At 60.8% G+C, this 26,839-nt stretch carries 22 protein-coding genes, 2 tRNA genes and 1 pseudogene; 9 read left to right on the forward strand and 16 right to left on the reverse strand.

Translation table 11 applies throughout. The annotated features are described in order from the left end of the window. Positions 1 to 10: 10 nt before the first annotated feature. Both M2367_RS08260 and M2367_RS08265 read right to left on the reverse strand, forming a co-directional pair. Complete coding sequence (locus M2367_RS08260; protein ID WP_042041526.1) at positions 11 to 1,495, reverse strand: sugar ABC transporter ATP-binding protein; 1,485 nt, start codon at positions 1,493 to 1,495, stop codon at positions 11 to 13. 59 nt (positions 1,496 to 1,554) lie between these two features. Then, a complete protein-coding gene (locus M2367_RS08265) occupies positions 1,555 to 2,634 on the reverse strand; it encodes a substrate-binding domain-containing protein (protein ID WP_224432441.1) in 1,080 nt (359 codons plus the stop codon). Positions 2,635 to 2,883: 249 nt separating this feature from the next. Between M2367_RS08265 and M2367_RS08270 the strand changes: the two genes are divergently transcribed. After that, on the forward strand, positions 2,884 to 3,651 hold the full coding sequence (locus M2367_RS08270; protein WP_042041524.1) for a helix-turn-helix transcriptional regulator: 768 nt from the start codon (positions 2,884 to 2,886) through the stop codon (positions 3,649 to 3,651). A 169-nt stretch (positions 3,652 to 3,820) separates the two neighbouring features. After that, a complete protein-coding gene (locus M2367_RS08275) occupies positions 3,821 to 4,834 on the forward strand; it encodes a beta-propeller fold lactonase family protein (RefSeq protein ID WP_259236401.1) in 1,014 nt (337 codons plus the stop codon). Positions 4,835 to 4,925: 91 nt separating this feature from the next. Here the strand turns inward: M2367_RS08275 and M2367_RS08280 are convergent, their stop codons facing one another. From M2367_RS08280 to M2367_RS08295, 4 genes are all read right to left on the reverse strand, one after another. Then, positions 4,926 to 5,492 (reverse strand): hypothetical protein, encoded by a 567-nt coding sequence (locus M2367_RS08280; protein ID WP_259236402.1) that lies wholly within the window; start codon positions 5,490 to 5,492, stop codon positions 4,926 to 4,928. Positions 5,493 to 5,748: 256 nt separating this feature from the next. After that, the gene (locus M2367_RS08285; RefSeq protein WP_259236403.1) at positions 5,749 to 6,486 is read right to left on the reverse strand and encodes a dienelactone hydrolase family protein; all 738 of its coding nucleotides are present in this window, start codon (positions 6,484 to 6,486) and stop codon (positions 5,749 to 5,751) included. A 169-nt stretch (positions 6,487 to 6,655) separates the two neighbouring features. Continuing rightward, on the reverse strand, positions 6,656 to 7,894 hold the full coding sequence (locus M2367_RS08290; RefSeq protein ID WP_259236404.1) for a uracil-xanthine permease family protein: 1,239 nt from the start codon (positions 7,892 to 7,894) through the stop codon (positions 6,656 to 6,658). A gap of 300 nt (positions 7,895 to 8,194) precedes the next feature. Further along, entirely contained in the window at positions 8,195 to 9,904 is a 1,710-nt protein-coding gene (locus tag M2367_RS08295; protein WP_042041517.1) for an NAD-dependent malic enzyme, read from the reverse strand. Positions 9,905 to 10,164: 260 nt separating this feature from the next. Here M2367_RS08295 and M2367_RS08300 point away from each other — a divergent pair, with 260 nt between their 5' ends. The 4 genes and pseudogenes from M2367_RS08300 to M2367_RS08315 all read left to right on the forward strand — a co-directional run bounded on the left by M2367_RS08300 (position 10,165) and on the right by M2367_RS08315 (position 13,531). Beyond that, entirely contained in the window at positions 10,165 to 10,752 is a 588-nt protein-coding gene (locus M2367_RS08300) for a TMEM175 family protein (RefSeq protein ID WP_042041516.1), read from the forward strand. Positions 10,753 to 10,998: 246 nt separating this feature from the next. Next, on the forward strand, positions 10,999 to 11,643 hold the full coding sequence (mobA, locus tag M2367_RS08305; RefSeq protein WP_259236405.1) for a molybdenum cofactor guanylyltransferase MobA: 645 nt from the start codon (positions 10,999 to 11,001) through the stop codon (positions 11,641 to 11,643). Next, positions 11,640 to 12,164 (forward strand): annotated as a pseudogene (gene mobB, locus M2367_RS20400) (molybdopterin-guanine dinucleotide biosynthesis protein B); the annotation flags it as partial. The gene mobA and the pseudogene mobB, both read left to right, overlap by 4 nt. A 293-nt stretch (positions 12,165 to 12,457) precedes the next feature. After that, entirely contained in the window at positions 12,458 to 13,531 is a 1,074-nt protein-coding gene (locus tag M2367_RS08315; RefSeq protein WP_259236407.1) for an FUSC family protein, read from the forward strand. 67 nt (positions 13,532 to 13,598) lie between these two features. Here M2367_RS08315 and M2367_RS08320 read toward each other — a convergent pair whose 3' ends face one another. The 8 genes from M2367_RS08320 to M2367_RS08355 all read right to left on the reverse strand — a co-directional run bounded on the left by M2367_RS08320 (position 13,599) and on the right by M2367_RS08355 (position 18,866). After that, positions 13,599 to 14,156, reverse strand: a complete 558-nt coding sequence (locus M2367_RS08320; RefSeq protein ID WP_224432962.1) for a DUF3332 domain-containing protein — start codon at positions 14,154 to 14,156, stop codon at positions 13,599 to 13,601. A gap of 276 nt (positions 14,157 to 14,432) precedes the next feature. Further along, entirely contained in the window at positions 14,433 to 14,900 is a 468-nt protein-coding gene (locus M2367_RS08325) for a GNAT family N-acetyltransferase (protein WP_259236408.1), read from the reverse strand. Next, entirely contained in the window at positions 14,897 to 15,880 is a 984-nt protein-coding gene (locus tag M2367_RS08330; RefSeq protein ID WP_259236409.1) for a D-2-hydroxyacid dehydrogenase family protein, read from the reverse strand. The genes M2367_RS08325 and M2367_RS08330 overlap by 4 nt, the downstream gene beginning before the upstream one ends. 126 nt (positions 15,881 to 16,006) lie before the next feature. Continuing rightward, the gene (locus M2367_RS08335) at positions 16,007 to 16,447 is read right to left on the reverse strand and encodes a DoxX family protein (protein ID WP_224432431.1); all 441 of its coding nucleotides are present in this window, start codon (positions 16,445 to 16,447) and stop codon (positions 16,007 to 16,009) included. 22 nt (positions 16,448 to 16,469) lie between these two features. Beyond that, the gene (locus M2367_RS08340) at positions 16,470 to 17,270 is read right to left on the reverse strand and encodes a DNA-binding domain-containing protein (protein ID WP_259236410.1); all 801 of its coding nucleotides are present in this window, start codon (positions 17,268 to 17,270) and stop codon (positions 16,470 to 16,472) included. Then, positions 17,263 to 18,105 carry a DUF692 domain-containing protein gene (locus M2367_RS08345; protein WP_259236411.1) on the reverse strand — a complete coding sequence of 281 codons (843 nt, stop codon included), beginning with the start codon at positions 18,103 to 18,105 and terminating at the stop codon, positions 17,263 to 17,265. Before M2367_RS08345 ends, M2367_RS08340 begins: the two co-directional genes overlap by 8 nt. Positions 18,106 to 18,173: 68 nt before the next feature. Further along, complete coding sequence (locus M2367_RS08350; RefSeq protein ID WP_157013955.1) at positions 18,174 to 18,437, reverse strand: DUF2282 domain-containing protein; 264 nt, start codon at positions 18,435 to 18,437, stop codon at positions 18,174 to 18,176. A gap of 228 nt (positions 18,438 to 18,665) precedes the next feature. Further along, entirely contained in the window at positions 18,666 to 18,866 is a 201-nt protein-coding gene (locus tag M2367_RS08355; protein ID WP_042041503.1) for a YbfA family protein, read from the reverse strand. Between the two features lie 209 nt (positions 18,867 to 19,075). On the opposite strand from M2367_RS08355, the gene M2367_RS08360 reads away from it, so the two are divergent. Further along, entirely contained in the window at positions 19,076 to 19,360 is a 285-nt protein-coding gene (locus M2367_RS08360; protein ID WP_224432428.1) for a hypothetical protein, read from the forward strand. A gap of 23 nt (positions 19,361 to 19,383) precedes the next feature. Here the strand turns inward: M2367_RS08360 and M2367_RS08365 are convergent. Then, positions 19,384 to 19,457 (reverse strand) — tRNA-Cys (locus M2367_RS08365). A 60-nt stretch (positions 19,458 to 19,517) separates the two neighbouring features. Then, a tRNA-Gly gene (locus tag M2367_RS08370) sits at positions 19,518 to 19,593 on the reverse strand. 250 nt (positions 19,594 to 19,843) lie between these two features. Between M2367_RS08370 and M2367_RS08375 the strand changes: the two genes are divergently transcribed. Together M2367_RS08375 and M2367_RS08380 are read left to right on the forward strand one after the other, a co-directional pair. Then, entirely contained in the window at positions 19,844 to 23,281 is a 3,438-nt protein-coding gene (locus tag M2367_RS08375; protein ID WP_042041501.1) for an ATP-binding protein, read from the forward strand. An 885-nt stretch (positions 23,282 to 24,166) separates the two neighbouring features. Further along, complete coding sequence (locus M2367_RS08380; RefSeq protein ID WP_224432426.1) at positions 24,167 to 25,846, forward strand: ABC transporter substrate-binding protein; 1,680 nt, start codon at positions 24,167 to 24,169, stop codon at positions 25,844 to 25,846. Positions 25,847 to 26,839 lie beyond the last annotated feature (993 nt).

Below are 26,839 nucleotides of genomic sequence, written 5' to 3' on the forward strand. Positions count from 1 at the left end.
TCCTCGTTTGTCATTGAACCGCCGCCAGCAGCGTCTCTTCATTCATGCGCCGACCTTCCAGGCAGGCGACGATGCGTCCTTTGTTTACCACATAAATGAGGTCACAGAAGCTGGCGACCTCGGCATACTCGCTCGACACGAAGATGGCGCCATTACCGGCGGCGACATAGCTGTCCACTATCTTCATGATCTCGTACTTGGCATGGATATCGATGCCGAAGGTGGGATCGTCGAGCAGCAGCACCTTGGCCTCGGTGGAGAGGCATTTGCCGATCACCACCTTCTGCTGATTGCCGCCGGAGAGAAAACGCACCGACTGCTCGGGGCCGCTGGTCTTGACTCCCAGGCTCTTGATCTGGGCACGTACCATGGCGTCACCCTTGGGTTTGTCCAGGCTCAATCCCTGGGAGAGCCGGTCATAGGCGGCCATCAGCATGTTGTCGGCCACGGAAAAATCGAGTACCAATCCCTGACTGCGCCGCTCCTCCGGCACCATGTTGATGCCAAGCGCGATGGCCTGCTTGGGGGAACGGACTCGCACCGGCTCGCCATTGATGCGGATCTCGCCGCCCTGAATGGGGGTCAGACCATAGATGGCCTCGAGGATCTCGGTGCGCCCGCTGCCCAGCAGCCCCGCCAGTCCCACCACCTGGCCCGGCATCACCTTGAGGGAGATGTCGTGCAGTTGTGAATTTGATACCCCGTCCAGCTCGAGCAGCGCCACGGCATCCGGCGCCGATGCCGGGCGCGGCCAACTCAGGCTGGTGTCGCCCTTGCTGCCGAGCATGGCCTCGACCAGCGCCTCGACACTGGTGTTGCTGGTGTTGGTGGCGAGCACCGTATGGCCATCACGCAGCACGGTCACTGCATCGCAGACCCGCATGATGTCGCTCAAGTAGTGGGTGATGTAGATGATGGACATCCCCTGCCCCTTGAGGGTGGCGATCACCTTGAACAACTCGTTGATCTCGTTGTTGGACAGTGAGGCAGTCGGCTCATCGAGCACCAGGATCCGGGCATTCTGGGCCAGGGCCTTGGCTATCTCGACGAACTGCTGCTGGCCGACACTCAGGCGTCCCACCTCGCAGTTCGGGTCCAGATCGACACCCAGCATGGCCAGCAGGGGTGCGGCACGGCGCACCCTGTCCCGATTGGAGATGATGGCGCCACTCTCTGCCCCCCCCGCCAGGAAGATGTTGTCGGCCACCGACAGGGTCGGCACCAGGCTCAAGTCCTGGTAGACCATGGCGATCCCTTCGGCCTGGGCCTCCTTGGGAGTCGTGAAGCGGCAAGGTTTGCCAAACAGCCGCACCTCGCCACCATCCCGGCCATGAAAGCCGTTGAGCAGCTTGACCAGGGTGGATTTGCCCGCCCCGTTCTGGCCGACGATGGCATGTACTTCGCCACGCTTGAGGCTGAACGACACATCCTTGAGTACAGGTATGCCGTCAAACCCCTTCTTGATACCACTCGCCTCTATGGCGTACAGCTCCATGTGATGACTCCTTCCATGGGATGAGGCAGCCAGCCGCCCTTGGGCGACGGGCTATGGGCTTATTGACTGAGTGCCTTGGTCACGGCGGCCGGCGGATCCCGCCGCAGGGCCTGCTGCCAGGCCTCGGCCAGGTTGTCACGGGTTACCGCATCGGCGGAGACGGTGACGAAGGGGGGAGTCTGCTCCCCCAGCTTGGCGAGGGCCCCCATGGTGGCCAGAGTCTGGCCGAGGTCATAAGGTAAATCCGTCACTATGCCGGCCACGTTGCGGCCCTTGGCCATGTCCAGGGCATTGGCGGCGCCCAAGTCCATGGTGATCACCTTGATGTCACTGCGCCCGGCGGCGCGGGTGGCGGCCACCACCCCCTCTGCGATGGAATCCCAGGGGGCATAGATGGCCTGGATATCCGGGTGCTGGGTAATGAGAGCAGAGGCAACGACCTCGCCATCATTGGCGTTGGCAATGCCCTGCTTGGCGAGGATCTGGATGCCGGGGTGGTGCTTGGCCAGGTTGGTCAGCACCGCCTGATCCCGCTGATTGGTGACGTAGTAATTCGCCTCGTGGTAGATGAAACCTATCTTGCCCTGCTCACCCACCGTCTTGGCCAGCATGTCGGCGGCCAAACCGCCCATCTCGAACAGGTCATCGGTGACGATGCCGGCATAGTCCTTGCCGTACTCGAAACCGCTCGGCAGGTTGCTGATCAGCACCAGTTTGCTGCCCTGCTGCACCGCAGGACGGAAGGCGGCGGCACCGGAGACGGGATCGACCACCAGGGTGAGAATGATGTCGGGGGACATGGCCATCACGGTTTCCACGTCCGTCTTCTGTTTGTTGGCATTGAATTCGGCATCGGTCACCGCCACCACCTTGACGTTCAGATCCTGGAACTTGTCCTTGGCACCCTTGATGAGGGCACTCGACCAGTCCGAGGTGGTGTGCATCAGGATGGCGGCCGTGTAGTTCTGGGCCTTGACCCTGTCTTGCTGAGCCGTGGTGAGTGTTACCTGGGTATAAGGGGTCGGTTGTTCGCCATTGGGCCCCAGGGTCGTGGTCGCCTCGGCGGCGTGGGCCCCGTTGCCGAGCAGCATGGCGGCGGTCAATCCTGCCAGTAAAAAGTGTGAGCGTTTTGCCAACATGGTATTCTCCCTATATCCATTGAGTGGTTGATAGGTATTATCTAGGTGTTTTGTAGCCTGTAATGAGATACACCTCACTAAAGAGCGCGATTTTTTTGCGATTCAGCTCACAATACGTTTAATTTTTGTTAATTAATGACAGGAAAAAACCTGATCGCCTAGGTATTCCATAGATGAGCAGAGCGCGGAGCAGGGGTGGATAAAGGTGACATACGGGGCCCGATCACGAGATGCAGAACTGGAAGGAACATGAGTAACAAGCTGACCGCCATAGACGAGCAGGGGCTCTGCCATCAGCTGCTGGCACGCAATGACATCTATTTCATCAGCTTCGATGAGCAGGAGCAGGTGGTCGCCTCCAGCTATCCGGTTGACACCTTGACCCTCAACCGGCTCGACGATCTGGTGTTCCTGGTCGGCCCCGACTATCTGAAGGCCATGCGCCAGCGGATCCGGGGCAACCTGCCCACTCTGCGGTTCGAGATCCTCAACCTTGCCTTCGAACTGTTCGCTCACCACGGGCCGGACGGCACCCGCAGCTGGTGCCTGCAGATCAAGCCAAGCGATAACCAGGACGCCTCCGGCATAGAGCAGGATCACCGGCTCATCAACGAACTCGGTCACTCCCTGGCGGCCCTCAGCGGCAATCAGGGGGCGGCCCCCGGCGAGCAGCATCAGCAGCTGATCGCCCGCCACCTGCCCGAGGTGGAGCAGAAGCTGACCCAGATCCAGGATCCAGCCCTCAAGATGTGCCTGGAGCTTATTCGCGCCAGCATGGAGAAGAGCCTGCACGGCCTGCAGGAGGAGGGAAATCAGCGCCTGCTGGAAGTGCTGACTCCCTCTGAGATGCAGGTGGCCGAGTTTATTCGCAGCGGCATGTCCAGCCAGGAGATCGCCAGCGCCCTCAATGTGGCGCGCAAGACGGTGGAGAATCATCGCAACAGCGTGCGCATCAAGCTTGGACTGGCCAACCGCGGCGTGAACCTGCGCAACTATCTGCTTAGTCTGGAAAAATAGTCTGGAAAAATAGCCTGCACAGTCACAACAGACGGGGCTGCTCTGTCATGGGTAAATCTATGCAACTATCTGCCTAGTCTGAAAAAATTGCCTGAGGCAACTTGCATCACCCGCCGCTTAGTCTGGAAAAATGACCCCATGATGGGCGTCAGCGCACAAGGAGAACCCCATGCAACAAGTCGTTTATGTCGCCAATCCGGTCAGCGGGTTGATCCATGTCTTTGCGCTGATGGAGGATGAGCTGGTGCCGCTGCAACAGGTGCAGACCGGGGGGGAAGTGCAACCACTGGTCATCAGCCCGGACCAGCGCTGGCTCCATGCGGGGGTGCGACCCGACTTCATGGTGCAGAGCTATCCCATCCAGGCTGATGGTCGACTCGGCGAACCGAGCTCGGCTCCCCTCGCGGGCAGCGCCTCCCACACCTGCACCGACGCACGGGGCAGACTGTTCTTCGCCGCCTCCTACGCCTTCAACCACGTCAGCGTCTCCCCCATGGATGCGGCGGGTCGGGTGCTGGCGCCCCACCAGCGCATCGATGCACTGATGGCCGCCCACTCGGTGACCCTGCTGGCCGATGAGCAGGGTCATCAGGAGCTGCTGGTCGCCTGCCTCAAGGAGGACGTCATTCGCCGCTTCACCCTGGGGGACGATGACCTGCTGGCCCCCCACCCCCTTGGTGACATTCACACCGCCCCCGGCGCCGGTCCGCGCCATCTGGCGCGCCACCCCGACAACGGTGATATCTATTGCCTCAATGAGCTCGATGGCACCCTCAATCGCTACCACCGGGAGGCGGATGGGCATATCAGCGCGCGGGAGAGTCTGGACATGCTGCCCGAGGGTTATCAGGGAGAGCGCTGGGGGGCCGACATCCACCTGACCCCGGATGGGCGTTTCCTCTATACCAGCGAGCGGGCCAGCAGCCTGCTCAGCCTGTTCGGTATTGACCAGGAGAGCGGCGCCCTGACCCCCCTCACCCACTTCCCGACCGAACCGTGCCCCCGTGGCTTTGCCATCGACCACAGCGGGCACGCGCTGATTGTGACCGGGCAGGATTCCCAGGATGTGGCCCTGCACCGCATCGCACCCGCGACGGGGCAATTGAGCCTCGTCTCCCGCCAGCCGGTGGGCAAGGGGGCCATGTGGGTGAGGATATTGAAGCTCGACGGACGCCCCGCCTGAGCGCCCGAGGCTCACGCTGCCTCAGTCGCCACAAAGAGAGGCGGCGCTCAGATCGAGCGCCGCCAGCGGGAAAGATCAGCCAACCCGGCGACTACTTGCCGTTGAGATCATCATCCGGCCAATATTTGTAACCCTGCATGGTGGCCTGCACCGCGACCCCCTGCTCGGTGAGCTGGTACATCTTCACCTTCTGGAAATCGGCGTTGGCCGCTTCGCTGACCACCACCTTGCCATCGTCGGCCGACTTGGCGGCCAGATCAGCCTGGGCACTGGCATCGAATCCTGTGGTGATGAATCTGTCCAGGGCGGTGACATCGTTGAAGATGATCAATGCCTGGAATTTCTTGATCCCCATGCCGATCCCCATCCCGGCCGTCGCCATCCTCATGTAGGTGTCACGGCCGGTGCGGTTGTCATGGAGCATGCCATAACCGCTGCCCGCACTGAGCACCAGCAGGTTGTTGTTCACATTGGTAAAGACGGCATAACCCTTGGATTTTGCCACCTCCTGTCGGATGCCCGCATCCTGACCATACAGGGTGGCGAGGGTCTGCTGGCGCATCTGTTGAATGTTGCTACGCTGCTCGGCCGGGGTGTCTCCCTTGGCGGCACAACCAACAAGCAGCAGAACGGCCACAATATGAATCCATAGACGCATCTCATTTCTCCTTGATGTTTCACGTGCGGAAGCTGCCTTCAGATGAAGCTCCAGCTCCCACTCCAGAGTCCAGTCAGAGACAGGACTCTGATCCCTTCGATCACGCTCCCGTCTCCCGAAAACCCCAACCAGATATCAGTACCTTGTGAAGTCCATCTCCCCAACAGCCACAGGTTCTCTGCGGATCCCCCCAGCAACGCGCGCTGGGGGCGTGCACAGACAAGGCATCGATGGAATAAGGCACCGATGCCCTTGCCTACCCCTTGCTCACCTCGCCGAGAAATGCGGTGAAACGCTGCCAGGATTTGCCATCGGCGTCGGCGCGATAATTGGCGCCGCCAAAGACGCTGAAGGCATGGGGGGCACCGCTATAGCTGGTCGCCTCATGGGTCACCCCCGCAGCTTCCAGCTCACCTATCAGCGTGGCGAACTCTGTCAATGAAACAGCCTGATCCGCGCTGCCATGCTGGATGAGCAGGCTCGCCTTGGTCTGCTTGTAGTCCTGGCCGGGGGGCGTGGCCAGGCCGCCATGAACGCTCACCACCCCCTTGAGATCGGCACCGCTGCGGGCCAGCTCCAACACGGCCGCGCCGCCGAAGCAGTAACCCAGTGCCACCACATTGTCGAGGCGCCCACCCAATCGGCCCGCTTCGGTCAACGCTGCCATCAGCAGTGTGCGCATCCTGGGTCTGTCCTGATAGAGCGCGCCGGTGAGCCGCTTTCTCTCCTCCATCTCGGTCGGGCGCACACCGGCACCAAACAAGTCGACGGCAAACACGCTATAACCGAGCGCCGCCAGCATCTCGGCGCGTTTGACCTCGTAGTCGGTCAGACCGTCCCAATCATGCACCAGCAGCACCAGAGGGGCCTGCTTGTTGCTGCCAAGGTAAAAGCCCTCAAACGCTTGGCCATCGACGCTATAACTGACCGGGCCCGCCTGACTCACACCGCCCCATACCAATCCGAACAGAGCCAAAATCCATACCATCTTCATCACGTTCTCCTTGTTAGCCCGTTGCAACTCACTGCGACCCTGATTGTAGCCGCTCTCAGGCCAGGCCTGCGGAGCATGACCCGCAGCCGTCCCACCATGGCTGGCGACCCAATAAGAAGAGGCCACCCTGGGGTGGCCTCTTTTTGGCTATATGGCGACGAAGGGGGGCTTAATCCTTGGCCGACTCCATCGCGCCCTCTTGCGAGTGCGCAGGCAGGATCAGGTTGAGCAGGATGGCGGCTACCGAGGCCAGACCCACACCGGCCAGGGCGAAGTCACCGATCTTCAGCTCCAGGGCGCCGACGCCAACGGTCAGGGTCACGGCGACGATGGCGATGTTGCGGGCCAGGCCCAGATCCACCTTGGACTCCACCAGGGTCTTGAGGCCGATGGCGGCAATGGATCCGAACAGCAGCAGCATGATACCGCCCATCACCGGCATGGGGATGGAGGTGAGCAGGGCGTTGAACTTGCCGAAGAAGGCCAGGATGACGGCAAATACCGCAGCCCAGGTCATGGTGACCGGATTGAAGTTGCGGGTGATCATCACGGCGCCGGTCACTTCCGCATAGGTGGTGACGGGGGGGCCACCGATGAAACCGGCGAAGCAGACGCCGATGCCGTCACCGGCCAGGGTGCGGTGCAGACCCGGGTTCTTGGTGTAATCCTGGCCGGTCACACCACCGATGGCGAGCACGCCGCCGATGTGTTCGATGCAGGGGGCGATGGCCACCGGCAGCATGAACAGGGCGGCGGCCCAGTTGATCTCCGGGGTCTCGAAGTGAGGCAGCGCCAGCCAGGGGGCGTTTGCCATCCCCTCAAAGCTCACCTGCCCCATCATGATGGCAGCCACATAACCGGCGATGACACCGGAGAGGATGGGAATGAGCTTGATCCAGCCCTTGCAGAACACGGCCGCAATCAGGGTCACCGCCAGGGAGATCCCCGCCAGGGTGAGTGCGGTGGTCGGCTCTACGACCTGATCGCTACCGGCACGGCCCATGGCCATGTTGCAGGCGACCTGGGCGACGGAGAGACCAATCACCATGATCACCGGGCCAATCACCACAGGCGGCAGCAGCTTGTGCACGAAGCCCATGCCCCGCACGCGGATCAGCGCCGCCAGGATGAAGTACATGAAGCCGGCCGCAAACAGGCCAAACATGGTGGACGGCAGTCCCCAGGTCTGGGTGGCGTAGATGATGGGGGCGATGAAGGCGAAGCTGGAGCCGAGGAAGATCGGCACCTGGCGGCGGGTGCAGAGCTGGAACAGCAGGGTACCCACACCGGCGCCGAGCAGGGCCATGGAGGGGTTCAGTCCGGTGAGCAGGGGCACCAGCACCATGGCACCGAAGGCGACAAACAGGATCTGCAGCCCGGCGACACTTTGCTTGACTAAGGAAAACATGAGCGTCCTTACGATTTTGATGACTGAGGGTGATATTTCACACTTTTCAATCATCACTACATATTTTCAAGGCAGGCTTGACACAAAAAAGCATCAATTTTTACCTTTTACTGCTTGGGGAGGGCGAGAAACTAACCTTTTAGGCGGGATTCGTTGCTACAAGCATCGAGGACGCGATTTTACGCACCTTTATGGCAAATTCCAATCGTTTGCCTATGGGATAATTTTTTATTTGTCTATTTTGCGAACTTGAAACGAGACAGGCGACCCGAGGGCCGCCTGTCTTGATGGAGTAGCCTCTTATACCTTGCGATAAGGCAGGTAGGTCGGCTCCCACATGTGGCTGAGGATATGTTGTTCCAGATCCTGGCCTATCAGGGGATGGGTCGGATCTCGGCGAACGATGTCTTTGAGCACCGCGGTAGCAACCCGCACCGAGATGGCGCGCAGGTCACGGATCGGCGGGAAAACCGTGCCACGGGCCAGATCGGCCTCGCTCACGCACTCGGCCAGGGCGAAGGCCGCCGTGGTGAAGATGTCGGCGCCAATCTCTTTCACCTGGCTGACGATGGCGGCCAGCCCCACCCCGGGGAAGATAAAGACGTTATTGCCCTGACCGATGCGATAACGCTCCCCCTGATGCTCGACATCGGCGAACGGGCTGCCGGTGGCGACGATGGCCTTGCCCTGACTCCAGCGGTAGATGTCTTCCGGCAGTGCCTCGCAGTTGGCGGTCGGGTTGGAGAGCGGGAACACCATGGGGTGTTCGCAGTGCTCGAGCATCAGCTTGATGTGCTGCTCCTGGAAGGCCCCGCCAGCCCCGCTGGTGCCCAGCAGCACGGTGATGGGAACATGACGCAGCACCTCGGTCAGCCCGGCCTTGCCCTGCACATCCCATTGCGCCAGCAGCAGACCCGGTTTGGCGTAGCGGCGCTTGTACTCGTCGAGCCCCTCGCGGTTGTCACACACCAGCCCCTGGGTATCGAGGATATAGATGCGATCCCGCGCCGCCTGCGGATCCAGCCCCTCGCGGATCATGCCCGCACAGATCTGATCCGCCACCCCGACCCCGCCGGCGCCGGCGCCATAGACCAGATAGTTCTGCTGGCCCAGGGTCTCGCCCTTGAACTTGACCGCCCCAATGATGCCCGCCAGCACCACGGCGCCTGTCCCTTGGATGTCATCATTGAAGGAGGGCAGTGCCTGCTGGTAGCACGCCAGATTGTTGAAGGCATTGGACTTGCTGAAGTCCTCCCACTGCAGCACGGCATTGGGGAAGTGACGCTTGACCCCGGCCACGAACTTGTCGATGAAGTCGTCATACTCCTTGCCGCGAATACGACGATGGGGCTGGCCGAGATACATGGGATCATCCAGCAGCGCCTGATTGTCGGTGCCCACATCGAGCGCGATGGGCAGGCAGCAGGCCGGATGAATCCCCGCCCCCAGGGTATAGAGGGAGAGCTTGCCGATGGGGATGCCCATGCCGCCCACCCCCTGATCGCCGATGCCGAGAATACCCTGGCTGTCGGTGACCACTATGATGCGAATCCCTTTACCATCGAAGTGCCGTGCCTGGGATCCCATGTCCTCGACATTTTGCGGGGTGATATAGAGGCCGCGCGCCTTCTGGAAACGGTGGCTGAACTCCTGACACGCCTTGCCCACGGTCGGGGTATAGATGATGGGGGTCATCTCCTCCACATGCAGGGAGATCAGGGCGTAGAACAGGGTCTCGTTTCTGTCTTGCAGCGCGCGAAGATATTGATATTTCTCAATGTCGCTGCAGGCGCTTTGAAAACCCTGATAGACCCGTTCCAGCTGGGCCTCGAAGGTCTGTACCTGGGGTGGCAGCAGACCGTCCAGGTCAAAGTCGGCGCGCTCCTGTTCGGTGAAGGCCGTGCTCTTGTTGAGGTAGCGGTTGTTGAGCAAGTCGGTGCCGGTGAGGGACACGGGGCGAAAGGCATTGCCTTCTGCATCTTTCCAGAGCAGATATTGTCCAGTAGCCATAGTCATTCTCTTTGATTTACATGAAGTTGCCATTGCGGCGAAGAAGCGAGACACATAGTGAAATCAATCATATAACTTTTACTTCACCGATTTTGTGAGGCCGGGCATAAAGTCGCTCACCCCAGCGGTGTCCTCCCGGCCCCTGCCCCACCCTCGACTAAGCTAGATCTGCCATTGTCATGGAGCAGCCGCCGCTGGTGCCGTGGCTTCGCGACTCGGGCACACATATCAACCGCACTTCGGACTCAAGGAAGCTCATCATGGGAAGCACGCGACTGGAAGCCTTTAGCGATGGCGTCATCGCCATCTTGATCACCATCATGGTGCTGGAGCTCAAGGTGCCCCACGACGCCAGCTGGTCGGCGCTCATCCCGCTGCTGCCGGTGTTTCTGAGCTATGTGCTCAGCTTCATCTACTTGGGGATCTACTGGAACAATCATCATCACATGCTGCACACCTGCCGCCATATCACAGGCCCCATTCTCTGGGCCAACCTGCACCTGCTGTTCTGGCTCTCCCTGATCCCCTTTGCCACCGGCTGGATGGGGGAAAACCACTTCGCCAGCCTGCCGACCGCCCTCTACGGCCTGGTACTCTTGATGGCGGCCATCGCCTATTTCATGTTGCAGACGCTGATCATCCGCTCCCAGGGCCCGCACTCGCTGCTCAAGCGGGCACTCGGCAGCGACTGGAAGGGCAAGGTTTCCCCCCTGCTCTATTTCAGCGCCATCGTCGCCGCCTTCTGGGCCCAGTGGCTGTCCCAGCTCATCTATGTGCTGGCCGCCCTGATATGGCTGGTGCCGGACAGTCGCATCGAACACATCCTGGCCGAGCATGAGGCGAACTAGCTCGCCTTCCCCCATGGCGTCCATCAGCCAGTATCCCGGTTCGGCTGGCAGCATCACGCCCCGGCGAAGGGCTCAAGGTGGAGTGGATTGATCTGGATCACCCCAGAAAGCCCGGCAGCCGGATATAAATGCCATTGCCCTGCCGGCCCCCTTGGCGCAAGATCGGCCGGAGCCGAACCGAAAACGGCGACGGTGCCCGCAACGAGCCCGCGGCCAGCATCCTTCCACCGAACCTGACAGAGCGACATGACGCCAGACTCCGCAACCCCTCGTGCCCACTTTCCCGTTTCTGCCGTGATCCTGGCCGGTGGCCGCGCCACCCGCATGGGCGGCGAGGACAAAGGCTGGGTGCCCCTGGCGGGCAAGCCCCTGATAGTCCACGTGCTCGAACGTCTGCGCCCCCAGGTGGACGAGGTGCTGATCAACGCCAACCGCAGCGAGGAGCGCTATCGGGCGCTGGCCCCGGTCATCGATGATGGCAACGGCAATTTCCTGGGTCCCCTGGCGGGCATGCAGGCTGGTCTTGCCGCCGCCCGCCACGACTGGGTGCTGTTCGTGCCCTGCGACGGCCCCGGCCTGCCGATGGATCTGATGAGCCGCTTTCGCGCCGCGCTGACGCCGGACATCGAGCTGGTGGTGGCCCATGATGGATCTCATCTGCAACCCGTGGTCGCCCTGCTGCACAAGTCCCTGCTCCCCTCCCTGCGCCAGGCACTGGCTGAGGGGGAGCGCAAGATAGCCTGCTGGTTTGCCCGCCACCGGATGGCGGTGGTCTCCTTCGTCGATCAGCCCGATGCCTTTATCAACCTCAATGATCAGACCGAGCTGGCCGCCTACGAGGCGCGCCTGCTGGGTGCAAGCGGATCGCTGGCAGGGGACGCACGCCCATGATCCCTGCGCAACGGCCCCTGCTCGGCTTCGTCGCCTGGAGCGGCACCGGCAAGACCACCCTGCTGGAGCGGCTCATTCCGCTGCTGACCCAGCGCGGGCTGCGGCTCGGGGTGCTCAAGCATACCCACCACCACTTCGACATGGACAAGCCTGGCAAGGACAGCCATCGCCTGCGCCAGGCTGGTGCCCGCCAGGTGATGGCGGCCTCCTCCCTGCGCCACGCCCTGATCTGCGAGACCCCGGAGCAAGAGCCCTCACTGGAGGCGCTGCTGGCCCGTTTCGACTGGGAGCAGCTCGATCTGCTGCTGGTCGAGGGGTTCAAACATCACCATTTTCCCAAGATAGAGCTCCATCGCCGCGCCCTCGGTCGGCCACTGCTGTTCCCTGGCGACCCGGACATAGTGGCGCTCATCAGCGATGAGTCCGAGGCAACGCCCCTGCCCCAGTTTCGTTTCGAGGCCCTGGACGCCATCGCCGACTTCCTCTGCGCCCGGCTGCCTCGGCGGGATGCAAGCAGCCAGCTCACTTTGCCGCCGCTGCGCTTGCTCGCCCTGGCCCTGGAGGCCATGCCCAATCCGGCGGGGGAGGCTTGCCTGCCCGGCCACCTCAGCCAGGATGCCAACGGCTGCTTGCAGGTGCGCCCGGCAAGTGCTTTCATGCCCTCAGCCCTGCCCTCGGCCAACTGCGTGATCGAAAACCCCGCCCGATCGGCCATCATCCCCGGTGAGCGGGTCCGGATCCGCCTCTTGCCCTGATGGCGAGCGTCAGCCGGCACGGCAACACGAGAAGATCAACCTGACATGAGACGACTCCCTTGCGCCTGAACACGCCGCTCTCCCGCTTCGATCTGCTGATCTATGGTCGCTACCGTCTGGTCCACGGCCTGCGCATCTCCCTGGCCTTCACCCTCACCTTCCTGCTGACCCGGGAGCTCAAGCTGCCGGAGAGCACCTGGCCCCTCATCACCCTGGTGGTGGTGATGGGCCCCATCTCGTTCTGGGGCAATGTCTTGTCGCGGGCCCTGCAACGGGTGGTCGGCACCATCTTCGGCGCCGCCTGCGGGGTGGTGGCCCTCTATCTGGAGCTCTACTCCCTGCCGCTGATGCTGGTATGGTGCAGCGCCATCATGTTCCTGTGCGGCTATCTGGCGCTTGGCAAGCGCCCCTACGTAGGGCTGCTCATCGGCATCACCTTAGGCGTGACCATGGGCGCCATGCCGGGGGACATAGAGACGGCGCTGTGGCGCAGCGGCGATGTGATCCTCGGCTCTTTGCTGGCGCTGCTGTTTTGCAGCATCTACCCCCAGCGCGCCTACAGCCACTGGCGGTTGCAGCTGCACGACACCCTGCTGCAGGCGCACCGCCTCTATCACACCCACCTCTCCCCCAATATTCTGGAGCGCCCCAGGCTGGCCCAGAGCCACTCCCGCCTGCTCTCCAAAGTGGTCAGCCTACGCCCCTTGCTGGCCCCCGCCGTCAAGGAGACCCGCCTCAACAGCTCCCTGTTCGAAGCCATCCAGACCACGATGCGCAACACGCTCTGCATCCTGGAGATGCTGGCCAACACCTACTGGCGGGATCGGCAGAGCCACTTCCTGATGCAGAGCAACCCCGCCTTGCGCACCTGTCAGCAAGCTGCCGAGGAGGTGTTCACCCAGCTCGCCCTCATGCTCAAGAGCGGCGACAGCAGCGCCGCCGAGCAGGCCATCGCCCGATTGCAAGCGGCGGCCGCCCAGGTACAGGCCGAGGTGCGCCCGGGGGCCGATGACGAGGCCACCATCAGCGGCTACCTCTGGCTCAACTTGCAGCTCACCGAGCAGCTCAGCCACCTGGGACGCTTGCTGGGACTGGTGCTGCAGCCATACGCCACCCCCGCGGCGCGAAAATGACAAAGCCCCGCAGAAGCGGGGCTTTGTCATCAGGATGGGAGCGGGATCCCCCCAGAGGCAGCGTGGCTCAGGCGGCCACGCGTCCGGTGCGACTCATGGTCGCCAGCTGCGCCTGGGTCAGGGTTGAGACCAGGCGACCCTGATAGTAGAGATCGACCACATCGCCCCGGCGCTGACCTCGCATTGTGCTGCGGCTGCCATCCTTATAGTGCAGCTCCATCAGGGCGTTATCTGCATCCGGGTAGCTAATGTCCATGCTGCGCACATCGGCGGGCAGGCTGGCCAGGGGTACTGTCTTGAGGGAGCTGTCCAGGTGCTGATTCACCTTGATGGCCGTGTCGACCTTATGATCGACCAGCGCAGGAGACTTCCCGGTGATGGGGTTGGTCCCTGACCAGAACTCCACGGTATTGAAGATGAAGAGATCCGCGGTCGCGGCCAGGCCATAGACGGGTGAAAGCAGCACGAAGACGCCGGCGCGGCCGTAACGGTTATCCACCACCTTGAGGTTGCCTTTCGTCACCATGGAGGAGAGCCCCATCTGCCCCATGCAGCCACCCAGCCCCAGGGTGCCCATCGCCAGCAGCAGCGACAACGCCACCTTCTTGCTTATCTGTTGTGCCATATCCGTCATGTCCGCCGTCTTGAATCATCGAAAGGCGGCCAGCCTAAACAAGGGGGGAGAGGGTCACAATCGGCAAGGGGGAGGCAGTACAGGCAGGGTTCAGTTTAACGGTGCGATCGCGCAATGAATCAACAATGGAGGTGGCATCTCTCGCCATCCTCTGCTTGAGGGCAGCCTCTTCACCAAGATGGTGCCGGGCACGCACCGCCAACTCGCCCCCCTTATAACCAAGGGTCAATCGATTCCACCTCGCCCGATCTTGCCCGCCCGCAGCAGTCAATCCGGCTGCCGCTCCAGGTAGTCTGAATGTCCCACGAAGCCGGCCTGTTCATAGAGAGGACGGCCAGCCTCGCTGGCATGGAGCCACAGCTTGCCAAACTTGGCCAGGTCGGCGTAGCGAGTCATGGCAGCCAGCAGTTGGCGAGCCAGTCCGCGCCTTCGCCATGAGGGGCGGGTATACATGTTGAGCAGATAAGCCTCCCGGCCAGGCAGGTTGCCGGGGTACGGCGGCCGCTCGAACAGGGCCAGGCTGCCCACCGCCAAGAGCCCGCCCCCCGCCTCTCCTTCCTCGGCAACCCAGGAGATGAGCCTGCCTTCGGCCATGGCACGGCTGAAATAGTCGACACTGGCCTGATGCAGCGCCTCCCCCTGATCCCCCAACGCCTCCCCCAGCTCGGCAAAGAGCGCCATGCGCAGCGTGACCAGTTCAGGGATGTCGGCCAGGGTGGCCTGACGGATATTCATTGCCTGGTCTCCCAGCCACAATCGGGGTTCGCCATGTTGACGGGGGAGCCCGCGGCAAAGGCGATCAGGTTGTCAAAAGCCTGACCCAGATAGAGCTCGTAGCTGTCGCGGGTGACATAACCGAGGTGGGGCGTGCCTATCACATTGGCCATGGCGAGCAAGGGCTCCTGGCTCGGGGGCTCGCACTCGAACACATCGAGGGCGGCAAAGCCGGGTCGCCCGGCCTGGAGCGCCGCCAGCAGAGCGCCGGGCACCACCAGCTCGGCCCGGCTGACATTGACCAGCAGGGCATCGGGCTTCATCAATGCCAGACTTGCAGCAGTGACACAATGGCGGGTGGCCTCGCACAGTCGCAGGTGCAGGCTCAGCACATCACTATGGCGAAACAGCGCAGCTTGGCTCGACGCCGCCCGATAACCTGCACTGCAGGCTGCCGCGCGGGATGCCTCACTGCCCCACACCAGCACCGTCATACCAAAGGCCTGACCGAAGGCCGCGACCCTGCGCCCTATCTTGCCAAACCCCCAGATACCCAGTGTCAGCCCCTCCAGGGAGCGCCCCAGCCCCAGGCTGCCGCTATCTTGCCACTGTCCCTGCTGCAACCCCTGCCAATAGGCGGGCAGCTGGCGGCTCGCCGCCAGGATCAGGGCCCAGCACAGCTCGCTTGGCGCGACAGGGGAGCCACTCCCCTCCACCACCAGCACCCCATGGCGGCTGCAGGCGGCAAGACTCAGGTGCTGACTGACTTTGCCGGTCTGGCTGATGATCCGCAGCCGGGGCAGCTGTGCGAGCAGGCTGTCATCGACTTGGCTGCGCTCACGGATCAATACCAGGGCATCGAACGGGCGCAGCCGCGCGACCTGCTCGGCCTCGCTCTGGGCAGGAGTCCGAAACAGCGTCACCTCATGGTCTGCCAGCTTGGCAAAACAGGCCAGCTCGCGCGTGGCCCCCTGATAGTCGTCCAGTATGGCTATCTTCATCCCTGCTCCCCTGGCCCATAAAAAATGCCGGTCAATGACCGGCACCATGGTGCATCAAGGTATCTCCATCTGACAACTCAATGCGGCAACTGGCTCTCGCGCTCCCTCAACCGACTGGCGATGGCCTTATCTCAGTCTGGTGATCAGCCAGCGATCCAGCGAGACCGGCCCCGCGCCCCATACCACCAGGGTCAGCAGCATCCAGCCCCAGAGCTGGTGATCGAAGAAGCCGCTCGGCCACAGGGTCGGATAAGAGATGACGGCGATGATATTGAAGCCAAACAACAGCAAGGCCGCGGGACGCGTCAGCAGACCAAGCAGCAGCAGCACAGGAATGAGCAGCTCGGTGGCCGTGCCCAGGTAGGCGGCCCACTGCCAGGGCAGCAGGGGCACCTGGTACTCGAACTCGAACAGATAGAGGGTCGAATCCCAGGCATTGAGCTTGAGCCAGCCCGCGCGAAAGAAAGCCTGGGCAACCCAGAGCCGCGCCAGCAGCAATACCCAGCCCGACAGGGCTCCCTGCCAACGATCGGCCAGTTGCTGACCACGGGCGATAAGATGTTCCATCAGATAATTCCTTTCTGTTTACTTATTGATCGTCAACGCCCGGTGCGGCGTCGAGTGAAAATGCCACCAGCAGCCCCTGCGCCACCAGTTGCGGCAAAAGTGCGCCAGGGTTGAGCGCTTCATCGAGCTCGGTCAGGGGGATCCCCTGGCGGCAGGCCTGCAACAATTGATACTGCGCGCCGTCTATGGCCACAGGGATGACACTGAAATCCGGCTGTTTTTGCAGCGCCAGCCAGCACTGTTGCAACGGCTCGAGGGGAGCCTCGCCCCCCGTCAACGCCATCCGCCACAGGCCGACCACGTCGGCGCTCACCGACAGCAAAAGAAGATTGTCGGCAACCAGCAAACGTACCCTGTCCCACTCATCCGGCGCCAGCGCAGCCAGCGCCTCCGCTGGCCATCGGCGATGCTCGAATGGCAACAGGCTCGCTCGCTCCAACTGCCATTCGAAGCGGGCCAACTCGGCCAACCAGGGCAGATGCGCCGTGGTCGGCAACTTCTCGAGCCAGTCGGCGAACCCTGTGCCATAGCCGGTCACACAGCCCTCTCCTGGCGGGTTGGCCAGAATGAACCCCCGGGCGGCGGCATTGAAAAAATCCTCCCCAACCATGGCCTGGCTCGCGGCATAGCTGATGGAGAGCACCTCGGTGAGACTGAGGATGAAGTTGTTTCGATAGACCTGCAGCAAGGCCTCGGGAGGAAAGCGTCCCGGCTGGATATGTGCTGCGACCTCATTTGGCTCGCCGAGCAGGCTGGCGGCAAACTCCCGTTGCAGCGCCCTGACGGATCCCGGGTCTGGTTGCTCAGTCACCCGCTCAGACATGGTGTCTCTCCTGGCGCCGAGCCATGGCAAGCTCGGCAATCTCGCTGGCCTTGTCCGCCTCGGCAATCAGCACAGCGAGCACCGGGATCTCGAGATCCCACTCAATCAGGGTCGGAATAGTCCGCCTGACACAGATATCGCGATAGAGCGCCCAGACGGGTTCCACCACCGGGCAACTGTGGGTATCTATATAGAGGTGGCCCTGCTCGAGGGATTTGTCGGTAAAGCCGGCCAGGTGGATCTCTTTGACGGTATCGAGATCGATGGCTGCCAGGTACTCGGTGCAAGGGAAACCATGATTGAAGGCGCTGACATAGAGGTTGTTGAGATCGAGCAAGAGGCCGCAGCCACTGCGCTGCTGCAACTGCGCCAGAAATTCCCACTCCGGCATGCCTGCTTCAAATTGCAGGTAAGAAGAGGGGTTTTCGATCAATAGCTCGCGACCCAACTGATCCTGCACCGCCTTTATCTTGTCGCTCATCTGGACCAAGGCCTGCTGGGTGTAGGGCATGGGCAGCAAATCATTGAAATGACGGCCGTCGACACTGCCCCAGCTCAGATGCTCAGAGATGCGCGCAGGCTTGATTGCCGTGAGCAGGGCGCGCAACTGGGCAAGGTGGGCCCCATCGAGGGTATCGCTGGAGCCCAGGGACATACCCACGCCGTGCAGGCTGATGGGGTAATCCTCGGCCAGCTGACTGAGCACATGAAAGGCCCGGCTGTGGGGCTCAAAATAGTTCTCGCTGTGCACTTCCAGCCAGCCAACATCGGGGCGTTCTGCCAGCATGACTTGGTAGTGCGGGGCGCGCAGGCCAATACCGATGGAGGAGTGCATCAACCCTGTCTCCCTTGCATACCAGGAGGAAGGGGCGACTCGTCAAGCGCGCGTCGCCCCATGAGTGCTTACTTCGGCTGCAGGCTGCCACCAGCCAGTTTTTCGCACAGCCCTTTTGGCATGACCACGAAGGCATCACCCGCCGCATCAGCCTTGGCGGTACCGGCGCAAGAGCTGGTCTTGGTCGCGCAATCATTCTGGCCAGCCTTGACCACGCCGAAACACTTCTCTTTCTCGTCGGCGGCCATGGCGGGCGCGGCGATAAACTGGCTGCCCAGGGCCAGCAGACCGGTCATGGCAGAGGCAAGTGCGATCGATTTCTTCATGTTCATATTCCTTCTGAATAGAGGTCGTCGGGGTTGAATGAACCGCGGCGCGGATTCAGTGAATAGAACCGGCCCCCGCCCACTAATCTTTCAGGCAATGTCAGAAAAAATGTCAAACAGGCAGGGCAGCCTGCATTAAATAAAACGTAACGCCATGTTTTAAATGAAAAAATAAAAATAAAAAAAGGCAGCCGCTGCTGCCTTTTTTTATTTTTTTGCCGAGGGGTTATCCCATCAGTAGAAGATGCGGTCGCCCCGTTCACTCATTTTCAACCAGACCGGCTTGGTACTGGTTTTGCTCCAGACTCGGTGCAGATAGCTGTAGAAACGCGCCCGATCGCGGCGAAACAGCATGATGGGAAACGCCAGCACGCCGACCAGGAGCACCAGGGTGCGACGCAGGATGATGCGAGTCAGGGAGAAGGGATGAAACATGATTGAACGCCTCACTGGTAAGACCACTCAGCAAAGTTTACGCCATGAATTGTTGAATTACTACACCATTCTTACCCATATGGCCGCCAAATCCTGCATTCAATGACAGAGATGAAACTTAATTACGTTTATTAACTAAACAATAACAATGTTTGCCCAAGCAGCCACCCTTGACCAGAGTTAGAGCAGATACGACAGGGGGATGACGGATGAAGATAGCGAACATGGTGCTCATCGGCCTGTGCGGCCTGCTCGCCCACAACGAATGGCAGGAGTGGCGCAGCAATGTCAATGACAGGATAGCCTTTGCTGACAAGGGGGTACCTACCGCCAGCCTGTGGCAGTGTGGTCTGCTCAAGCAACGCATGGCCGAGCTGGATGAAATCAGCACGCAAGGTTCGCCCATGCAACGGCAGGATATGATCGAATTGAGGAAATATCTGGATACGCAGTGGCTGTCACATCGGTGTGACATGGCATTGGAACAGGGCTAGAACGAGGGAAATGAAGGAGATAATGGAGGCACGTTCCGGAGTCGAACCGGACTAAACGGATTTGCAATCCGCTGCATAACCGCTTTGCTAACGCGCCACAGGGTCAAGACTTCAATACTGTAACTGACATCTCATCCTTGGTGTCGATGAGATAAATTGGAGCGGGAAACGAGACTCGAACTCGCGACCCCGACCTTGGCAAGGTCGTGCTCTACCAACTGAGCTATTCCCGCCTGAACTCATGCTGCCCGGTCTTGCCTGACAACGAGGCGCATTATACGTACCCCCGCAGGCAGCACAACCCTTTTTTGTGCCTCGAGCCCCGCGGCACGACCGTTTGCTCAGGCTTTATTCGCTTTGGGTAAAAAAAGCGCGTCCCGCTGTGACCCCACAGACGAATTTAGGATAAAGCCATTGAAATACAACGCCTTTGGCCCGAGACTGGCAAGGTTACTAATTGGATTCTCAATAGAACTTGATACGATGAAATGGATCTTCAAGGCGCGCGGACTCAAAACACAACTGATGCTCGCGTTTTTCATGCTGGGCATGGTGCCCTTTCTGGTCGTCGCCCTCTTCTTCCTCCACACCCACGGCAAGGACCTCACCGCCCAGACTTCGAACCATCTGGTGTCGGTGCGTAACATCAAGAAAAACCAGCTGGAAGACTATTTCGCCAACCTCAAGGCTCAGGTGATGGGCTTCTCCCAGCAGGATTTTGCCGGTAACAGTATCGGTCGCTTCTATGGCTTCACCGGTGCCTTCGAGAAGCTGGGCACCACCCCCCAGGAGGCGCGCCTGCGGGCCCATAATCGCTACATCACCGGCTCCTGGGATCAACTGCGTAAACCCGATCCCCAAAACAGTGATATTGAACCCTCCATCAGTGCGCTGATCCTGGCGGACGAGATGTATGGCCGGGTCCATCAGCGTTTTCACCGTGGCTATGCCGACATGGTGCGCAAGTCAAACTACAGCGATATCTTCCTCATCGACATCAATGGTGATGTCGTCTATTCGGTCACCAAGCGTGCCAACTTCGCCACCAATTTACTCTCAGGCCCCTATCAGTCGAGCGGCCTTGGCGACACCTTCGCCCGTATCAAACGCCGGCTCGACAGCGGTGAATCACCACAGAAGATCTTCGAATTCACCGACTTTGGCCGCAATGAGCTGACCGGCGAAGTAGTCGCTTACCTGGCCGCCCCCGTGATGCAGTACGACTATGTGCGCGGTGTGGTCGTCTTCGAACTGCGCCCGGACAAGCTCAACGAGATCATGGGGGAGCGTGAAGGGCTGGGGGAAACCGGCGAGACCATCCTCATAGGCCCGGACAAACGGATGCGGGCCAATGCCTGGCTGGCACCGGAGTTCAGCGTCGAGAAGAGCTTCTCCCCCGATTTTCGCCCCCTGGAGACCCCCCTTATCCTCAAGGCGCTCTCCGGTGAGCAGGGCGTCGGACTTTTCGAGTCCTATCAACGGGATGAGGTACTGGCCGCCTACACCCAGGTGAAGGTGTACGATACCGAGTGGGCCTTTATCGCCGAGATATCGACCCGGGAGGCCTATGATCCCATCCGCAAACTGGAGACGCTCTCCGTGCTGCTCGGGGTTGGCTCCCTGGTGCTGCTCATTCTCTTCTCCCGCTGGCTGTCCAACTCCATCACGGCACCGCTGCGCTCCCTCACGGCTGCCGCCGAACAGGTGGCAGATGGCGCCCTGGATCACCCCATCGCCATCCCCCGCACCGAAGATGACATAGACCGCCTCGCCCAGGCGTTTCGTCATATGCAGCGCTCGGTGAGGGACAAGATAGATTTGATCGAACGCCAGACTCAGGAGCTGCAACAGCAGGTCAAGCTGACCCACAAGCAGAACCTCAGCCTGCAGCAGGCCGACAAACTCAAAGATGAACTGCTCGCCAACACCTCCCACGAGCTGCGCACTCCCATCCATGGCATCAAGGGGATGGCGGAAGCCATGCTGGCCGGTCAACAGCAATTGACCGAGGGTCAACAGCAGCAGCTGGGTCTCATCATCAAGAGCGCCGATGGCCTGGCGCGGCTGGTGGACGATCTGCTCGATTACCACCAGATGCGCTATGGCCAGCTGGAGATCCACTCCCAGTCCGTCAACCCCAAGGGGGTGGTGCGCCTGGTGCTGGATCTCTGCCAGCATCTGGTACAGGCCAAACCGCTGACCCTGGTCGATATCACGCCACAGGCGCTGCCCGCCGTACTGGCGGACGAGCAACGGCTCGAACAGGTGCTCTACAATCTGGTCGGCAACGCCATCAAATACACCCCTCAGGGAAAAGTCGTGCTGAGCGCCAGCCAGGATGAGCACTTCCTCTGGATCAAGGTCACGGATACCGGCATCGGTATCGCCCAAGAGAATCTGGAGCACATCTTTGAACCCCTGGTGCAGATGAGCCATGAAGCGGGCAAGCAGGGTGCGGGGCTAGGCCTCTCCATCACCCGCCAGTTGATCGAGTTGATGGGAGGGCGACTCACGGTGCAGAGCGAACCGAGCGTCGGCTCCACCTTCTGCTTCAGCCTGCCGCTCTCCCATCACGATGCCCTGCCCGGCCCGAGCGAGTTGCGTCCCAAAGAGCATCCACTGGTGCGCCATGTCCCTCTGAACCTGCCCGAATGGGAGAGTGAAGACCTGCCCCCCCCTCCGCCGGATGCGCCCTTGCTGCTGGTGGTGGATGACGAGCCCATCAACTTGCACATCTTGCGCCACCTGCTGCAACCTTGCGGCTATCGGATATTGCCGAGCAGCGATGGCCATGATGCCCTGGCCAAGCTCGCCACCGAGCCGGTGGATCTGGTGCTGCTCGATGTGATGATGCCCACCCTGTCCGGATTCGATGTCTGTCGCCGTCTGCGCGAGAAGAGTCCCAAGGATCAATTGCCGGTGCTGCTGCTCACCGCCCTCAATCAGCCCAAGGATATCGAAGAGGGCTTCAATGCGGGGGCCAACGACTATCTGGTCAAGCCGTTCTGCAAGGAGGAGCTGTTCGCCCGGGTACGCGCACTGCTCGAGGCCAGACAAGGGCGGGCCACCCTGGTAGAAAACCGGCTGCTCAAACAGGAGATCGAACACAGGTTGAACCTGCAGGAGAGCCTGCGTCAGGATCAGCAGCGCCTGCTCGCCCTCATCAGCGAGGGGGGGGATGCCATGGTGTTCATCGACCAGCAGGGCAGAGTGCTCTTTGCCAGCCGCGCCCTGGCCACCCGTCTCGGCCAGGAGCCCGAGGCCATGGAGGGCCAATCCCTCGATGAGTGGCTGAGCCAGCCCCTGCACAGCCAGTGGCCGGATATGACGAATCTTGGTGAACAGAGTCTGCAGTTCTGCGTGGCCGGTCAGAGTGAACTCACCCTGGTGCGCGCCCTGCCTATCCAGCTCAATGATTGCCATGCCTATGCCCTCATCTGCAGCCAGAGCGCGCCGGATGAGCACAGAGTCGCGGCCCTGGAGAATGCCCTCAAGAGCCTGTCACGTCAGGCCATCATCGAAGATGAACACCTGCTTGGGGAGTTGAGCCGACTCGGTGGCGAGTTCCGCTCCCTCGCCGACAATCTGATCCGCCAGCAAGATGATGATCCCCTGCGCCACGCCCTGGTCGACACCATGCGCCTCTCCCTCGATGCCTGGCAACACAGCACCGGCAAGGGCAAGATAGTCTTGGCGGAGAAGAGCAAGCTGTGGCGAGTCTACATGGACAGATCCAGCCCCCAGACCCGCACCCTGGACAAGTATCTGAGTCTGGATACCCTGCCCAAGGCGCCACGCTGGAAGACGGTGGTCGCCACGGCCGAGTACGTGATCAAGCAGTGCCCCCTGAGCGAAGCCCAGCAGCAGAGCCTGCACCAGAGTGCCCAGCTGTTGCGCCAGCTCGCCAATCGCAAGGGCTGATCATCAAAAGCCATCCTCAACCCAGAGAGCCCGCTGGCAGCGGGCACTCTGGCCCCTCTCCCTCTGCCCAAGACGTGGCATGGCAGGCGTTGGGCCCCATATCCCAGTCCAGGCTGAGACGAGGTTGCCCCTCAGGTCAGCCCCGTGCTCAGTGCACTGCCCGGGGCTGACTCGCCACCCCTACCTATCTATATCGACGCCTCTCTCGCCTGCCAGGGACAGCCGATGGCGCATCTCCTTGCCCCCTTTCCGCTCATCGGGCCCAAACCCTGTCAACCCCATGGGCCCGCTTAAAGGTCTCTCACCCCAGATGCAACCCGCAAACCGTGCAACCACAGATGAGCAGAGCTGAAGGAGCCACTCCTTGCCTGGCGGCGCTGCCCCAGACTCCGCCTGATGGCGTCTGACCCATGCGCAATCCCCTGTCATCGTCCATGGCCCTGCACCGGGAACATCGCCCTCCATGAGCCTTGCCTGTCCGGGAACGAGCATCAGGAGCGGGCTGGCGATGGCGTTTTCTCCCCCCTCTCGGAGAGTACCCCAACAGCCGCACCAGGTTTTTTCCTCAAGAGAACAAAGAATGCAAAAGGCGGATAAAAACCGACCAGATCTTCGTCACATTATCGTCAAATACAGGGCTTAAATAGCACTTTTTGCGCGAAATCAAATAACTTAAACAATTGATATTAATTAACTAATAAATGAAATTGACGTTTTCAACGTCGAGAAGGGGATTTTTACGATATCGACGTAAGGATTAAATGTTTCTTTCTTGTTAAACCTGCTTAGCTAAGGGGGGTCATACAGACCCAGACATGAGGTAGAGCGCCAGCCATGCGCCCCTCAACAAGATCAACAGGGACGTCCATATAACAAGGAAATAATATGCTTGCCAAAGTATCCCGGGTCGCCGCCGCCTGCATGCTGGGGAGCCTGATGCTCTCTGCCGGGGCCGCCAATGCCGCCGACAACAAGACTGTGCTGACCCTGGTCGCCCAACAGGAGACGGCGTGGGTCAAGAACTTCAACCCCTTCCTGCAGGCCGGTCTGCTGCACACCACCAAGGAGTTCATCTATGAGCCCCTGGTTATCTTCAACGAATTGCAGGGAGGCAGACCCGAGTACCGGCTCGCTACCCACTATGAATTTGGCAAAGACCTGAAATCGGTCACCTTCGACCTGCGTCAAGGGGTCAAATGGTCCGATGGCGAAGGCTTCGATGCCGATGACGTGCTCTTCTCCTTCAACCTGGTCAAGGCCCACAAGGCATTGGACGAACGGGCCATCTGGACCCAGATCACCGGGGTCGAAAAGCTGGGCCAATACAAGGTCAAGTTCGAGCTCGCTGGCGTCAATACCGGCGTGGTCAACCAGATAGCCCTGGTGCCGCTGGTGCCTGAGCATCAGTGGAAATCGGTCAAGGATCCGGTCTCCTTCACCAATGACCAGCCGGTCGGTACCGGCCCCTTCACCCAGGTCGACAACTTCTCCGCCCAGCTCTATACCCAGTGCCGCAACCCGCACTACTGGGATAATGCCAATCTCGCCATCGACTGTATCCGCATGCCACAGATGGCTACCAATGACCAGGTGCTGGCCGCCGTCATGAAGGGGGATGTGGACTGGTTCGGCTCCTTCGTACCGGACATCGAGCGCCTCTACGTCGGCAACGATCCCAAGCACAACAAGTATTGGTTCCCCGCCTCCGGCACAGTGGCGTTCAACGTCAACTTCCAGACCAAGAACCCGGGTAATCACGAAGCCTTCAACGACATCAACTTCCGCCGCGCCTTCTCCATGGCCATGGACCGCCAGTCCATGGTGGACATCGCCGGTTACGGCTATCCCACCATCAACGAATACCCGTCCGGCCTTGGCAAACTGTTCGACAGCTGGAACAACCCGGATGTCGACAAGAAGTTTGGCAAGTACAACAAGTTCGACATGGCGGCCGCCCAGGCCCTGCTCAAGGAAGCCGGTTACAAGGACTGTGACGGCGACAAATTCCTCGATACCCCGAGCTGCAAGAAAATCGAGTTCAAGATCATAGTGCCGAACGGCTGGACCGACTGGGTCAACACCGTCCAGATCGGGGTGGAAGGGCTCAAGGCGCTGGGGATCGATGCCAAGACAGCCACCCCCGAAGCAGCCGTCTGGACCGACAACCTGGTCACTGGTGATTTCGATGTGGCCCTGCAAGGTTACCTGACCGGTGCCAACCCGCAGAACTACTTCGAGACCGCCTTCCATTCCCGGAACATGGGCGAACGTGGTAACCGCTTCGCGGCACCCCGCTACAAGGATCCCGCACTGGACAAGCTGATTGACGGCTTCAGCCAGACCGCGGATCTGGCCAAGCAAAAAGTGCTCATGAACGAGATCCAGGAGCGGGTCGGTGCCAACCAGACCATCATCCCTGTCTACAACAACCCGACCTGGTATGAGTACAACACCAAGCGCTTCCATGGCTGGTTCAACGCCGACAACCCGGTCGCCAAGCCCCAGGTACACAGCAACACCCCTGAGCGCCTGCTGCACGTGCTCGCCCTCAAACCTAACGCCTAACGGCCATTTGAGTCTTGACAACACGGGCCCCGCGGGGCCCGTTTCTATTCATCCTTCTCCAGCACGCCAGCACCACCACGCATCAACGGGATCCCATCCCCCCGCCGCCCATCGCTTGCCATCCGCCCCCTCCCTCTCCAGGCCACCAACAAGGAGCCGCGCTTGATACCCCAAGCTCGGCAGAGCGCTTATCCGCCCCCCATCATCGATAGAGATGATCGGCAGGCAGAACTAAAAGCAAACTCCGCATCGCCCAATGACGCCCTCGCCAGCCTCATGGGGCCAGATCCACCTCCAGGGGCATGACAGCGCTCAGATAAGGAGACCGACTCGGCGCCACAGGTGACCAGCCAAGGTTGGGCTGTGGGTGCCTGTTGGGCGCATGGGGGCCATGCCTTTGCCACTTTCCAGTTCTCCCCATATCTGGCGTCCCCAGAAGCCAATGGGCAGGGATGCCCTTGCCGCCTTCATGCTGACCGCCGGCCCCCAAGGAGATGCCAGCTCCCGCACCGATAACGGCCGCTGAGGCCTTGTCGGGCTCAATGATGCAAAAGAAAGCCACCCCATCACAGTGATCGCCTCAACCCCTGGCCAAGCCCGCCGAGTGCCTTCTTGATAGCTCTCTCTTTGCCAACCCAAGAGGCGAACGGCCCCCTCTGCTGGTGCACAGCTGCGAGCCAGGATGGGTAGGGCAATATGGCGCTCATCAAGATCGCCGGCGGGTCGGAACCGGATCCCCAGGCACAGTCTCCTCATTCGCTTCTCCCTCGCCCAAGCGGCCCTGAAAACAGATGAGTGATAATCAATATCACCTGCAAGATAGGGCCTGCCTGGCACTTTCCAACCTTGTTTCAAATGTAAAAAAAAGCCCTGATGGCAACGGAAAAATCTGGGACGATCGAGGTCACACAATCGGCTGGCATGGCTTTTAAATGCGAACTTTATGTTTAGCGTAAATAAATGTAAGTATATAATTTTAAAAGGTTTGAAATG

This window comes from Aeromonas sp. BIGb0445, from assembly GCF_024809075.1.
GTDB lineage: Bacteria > Pseudomonadota > Gammaproteobacteria > Enterobacterales > Aeromonadaceae > Aeromonas > Aeromonas rivuli.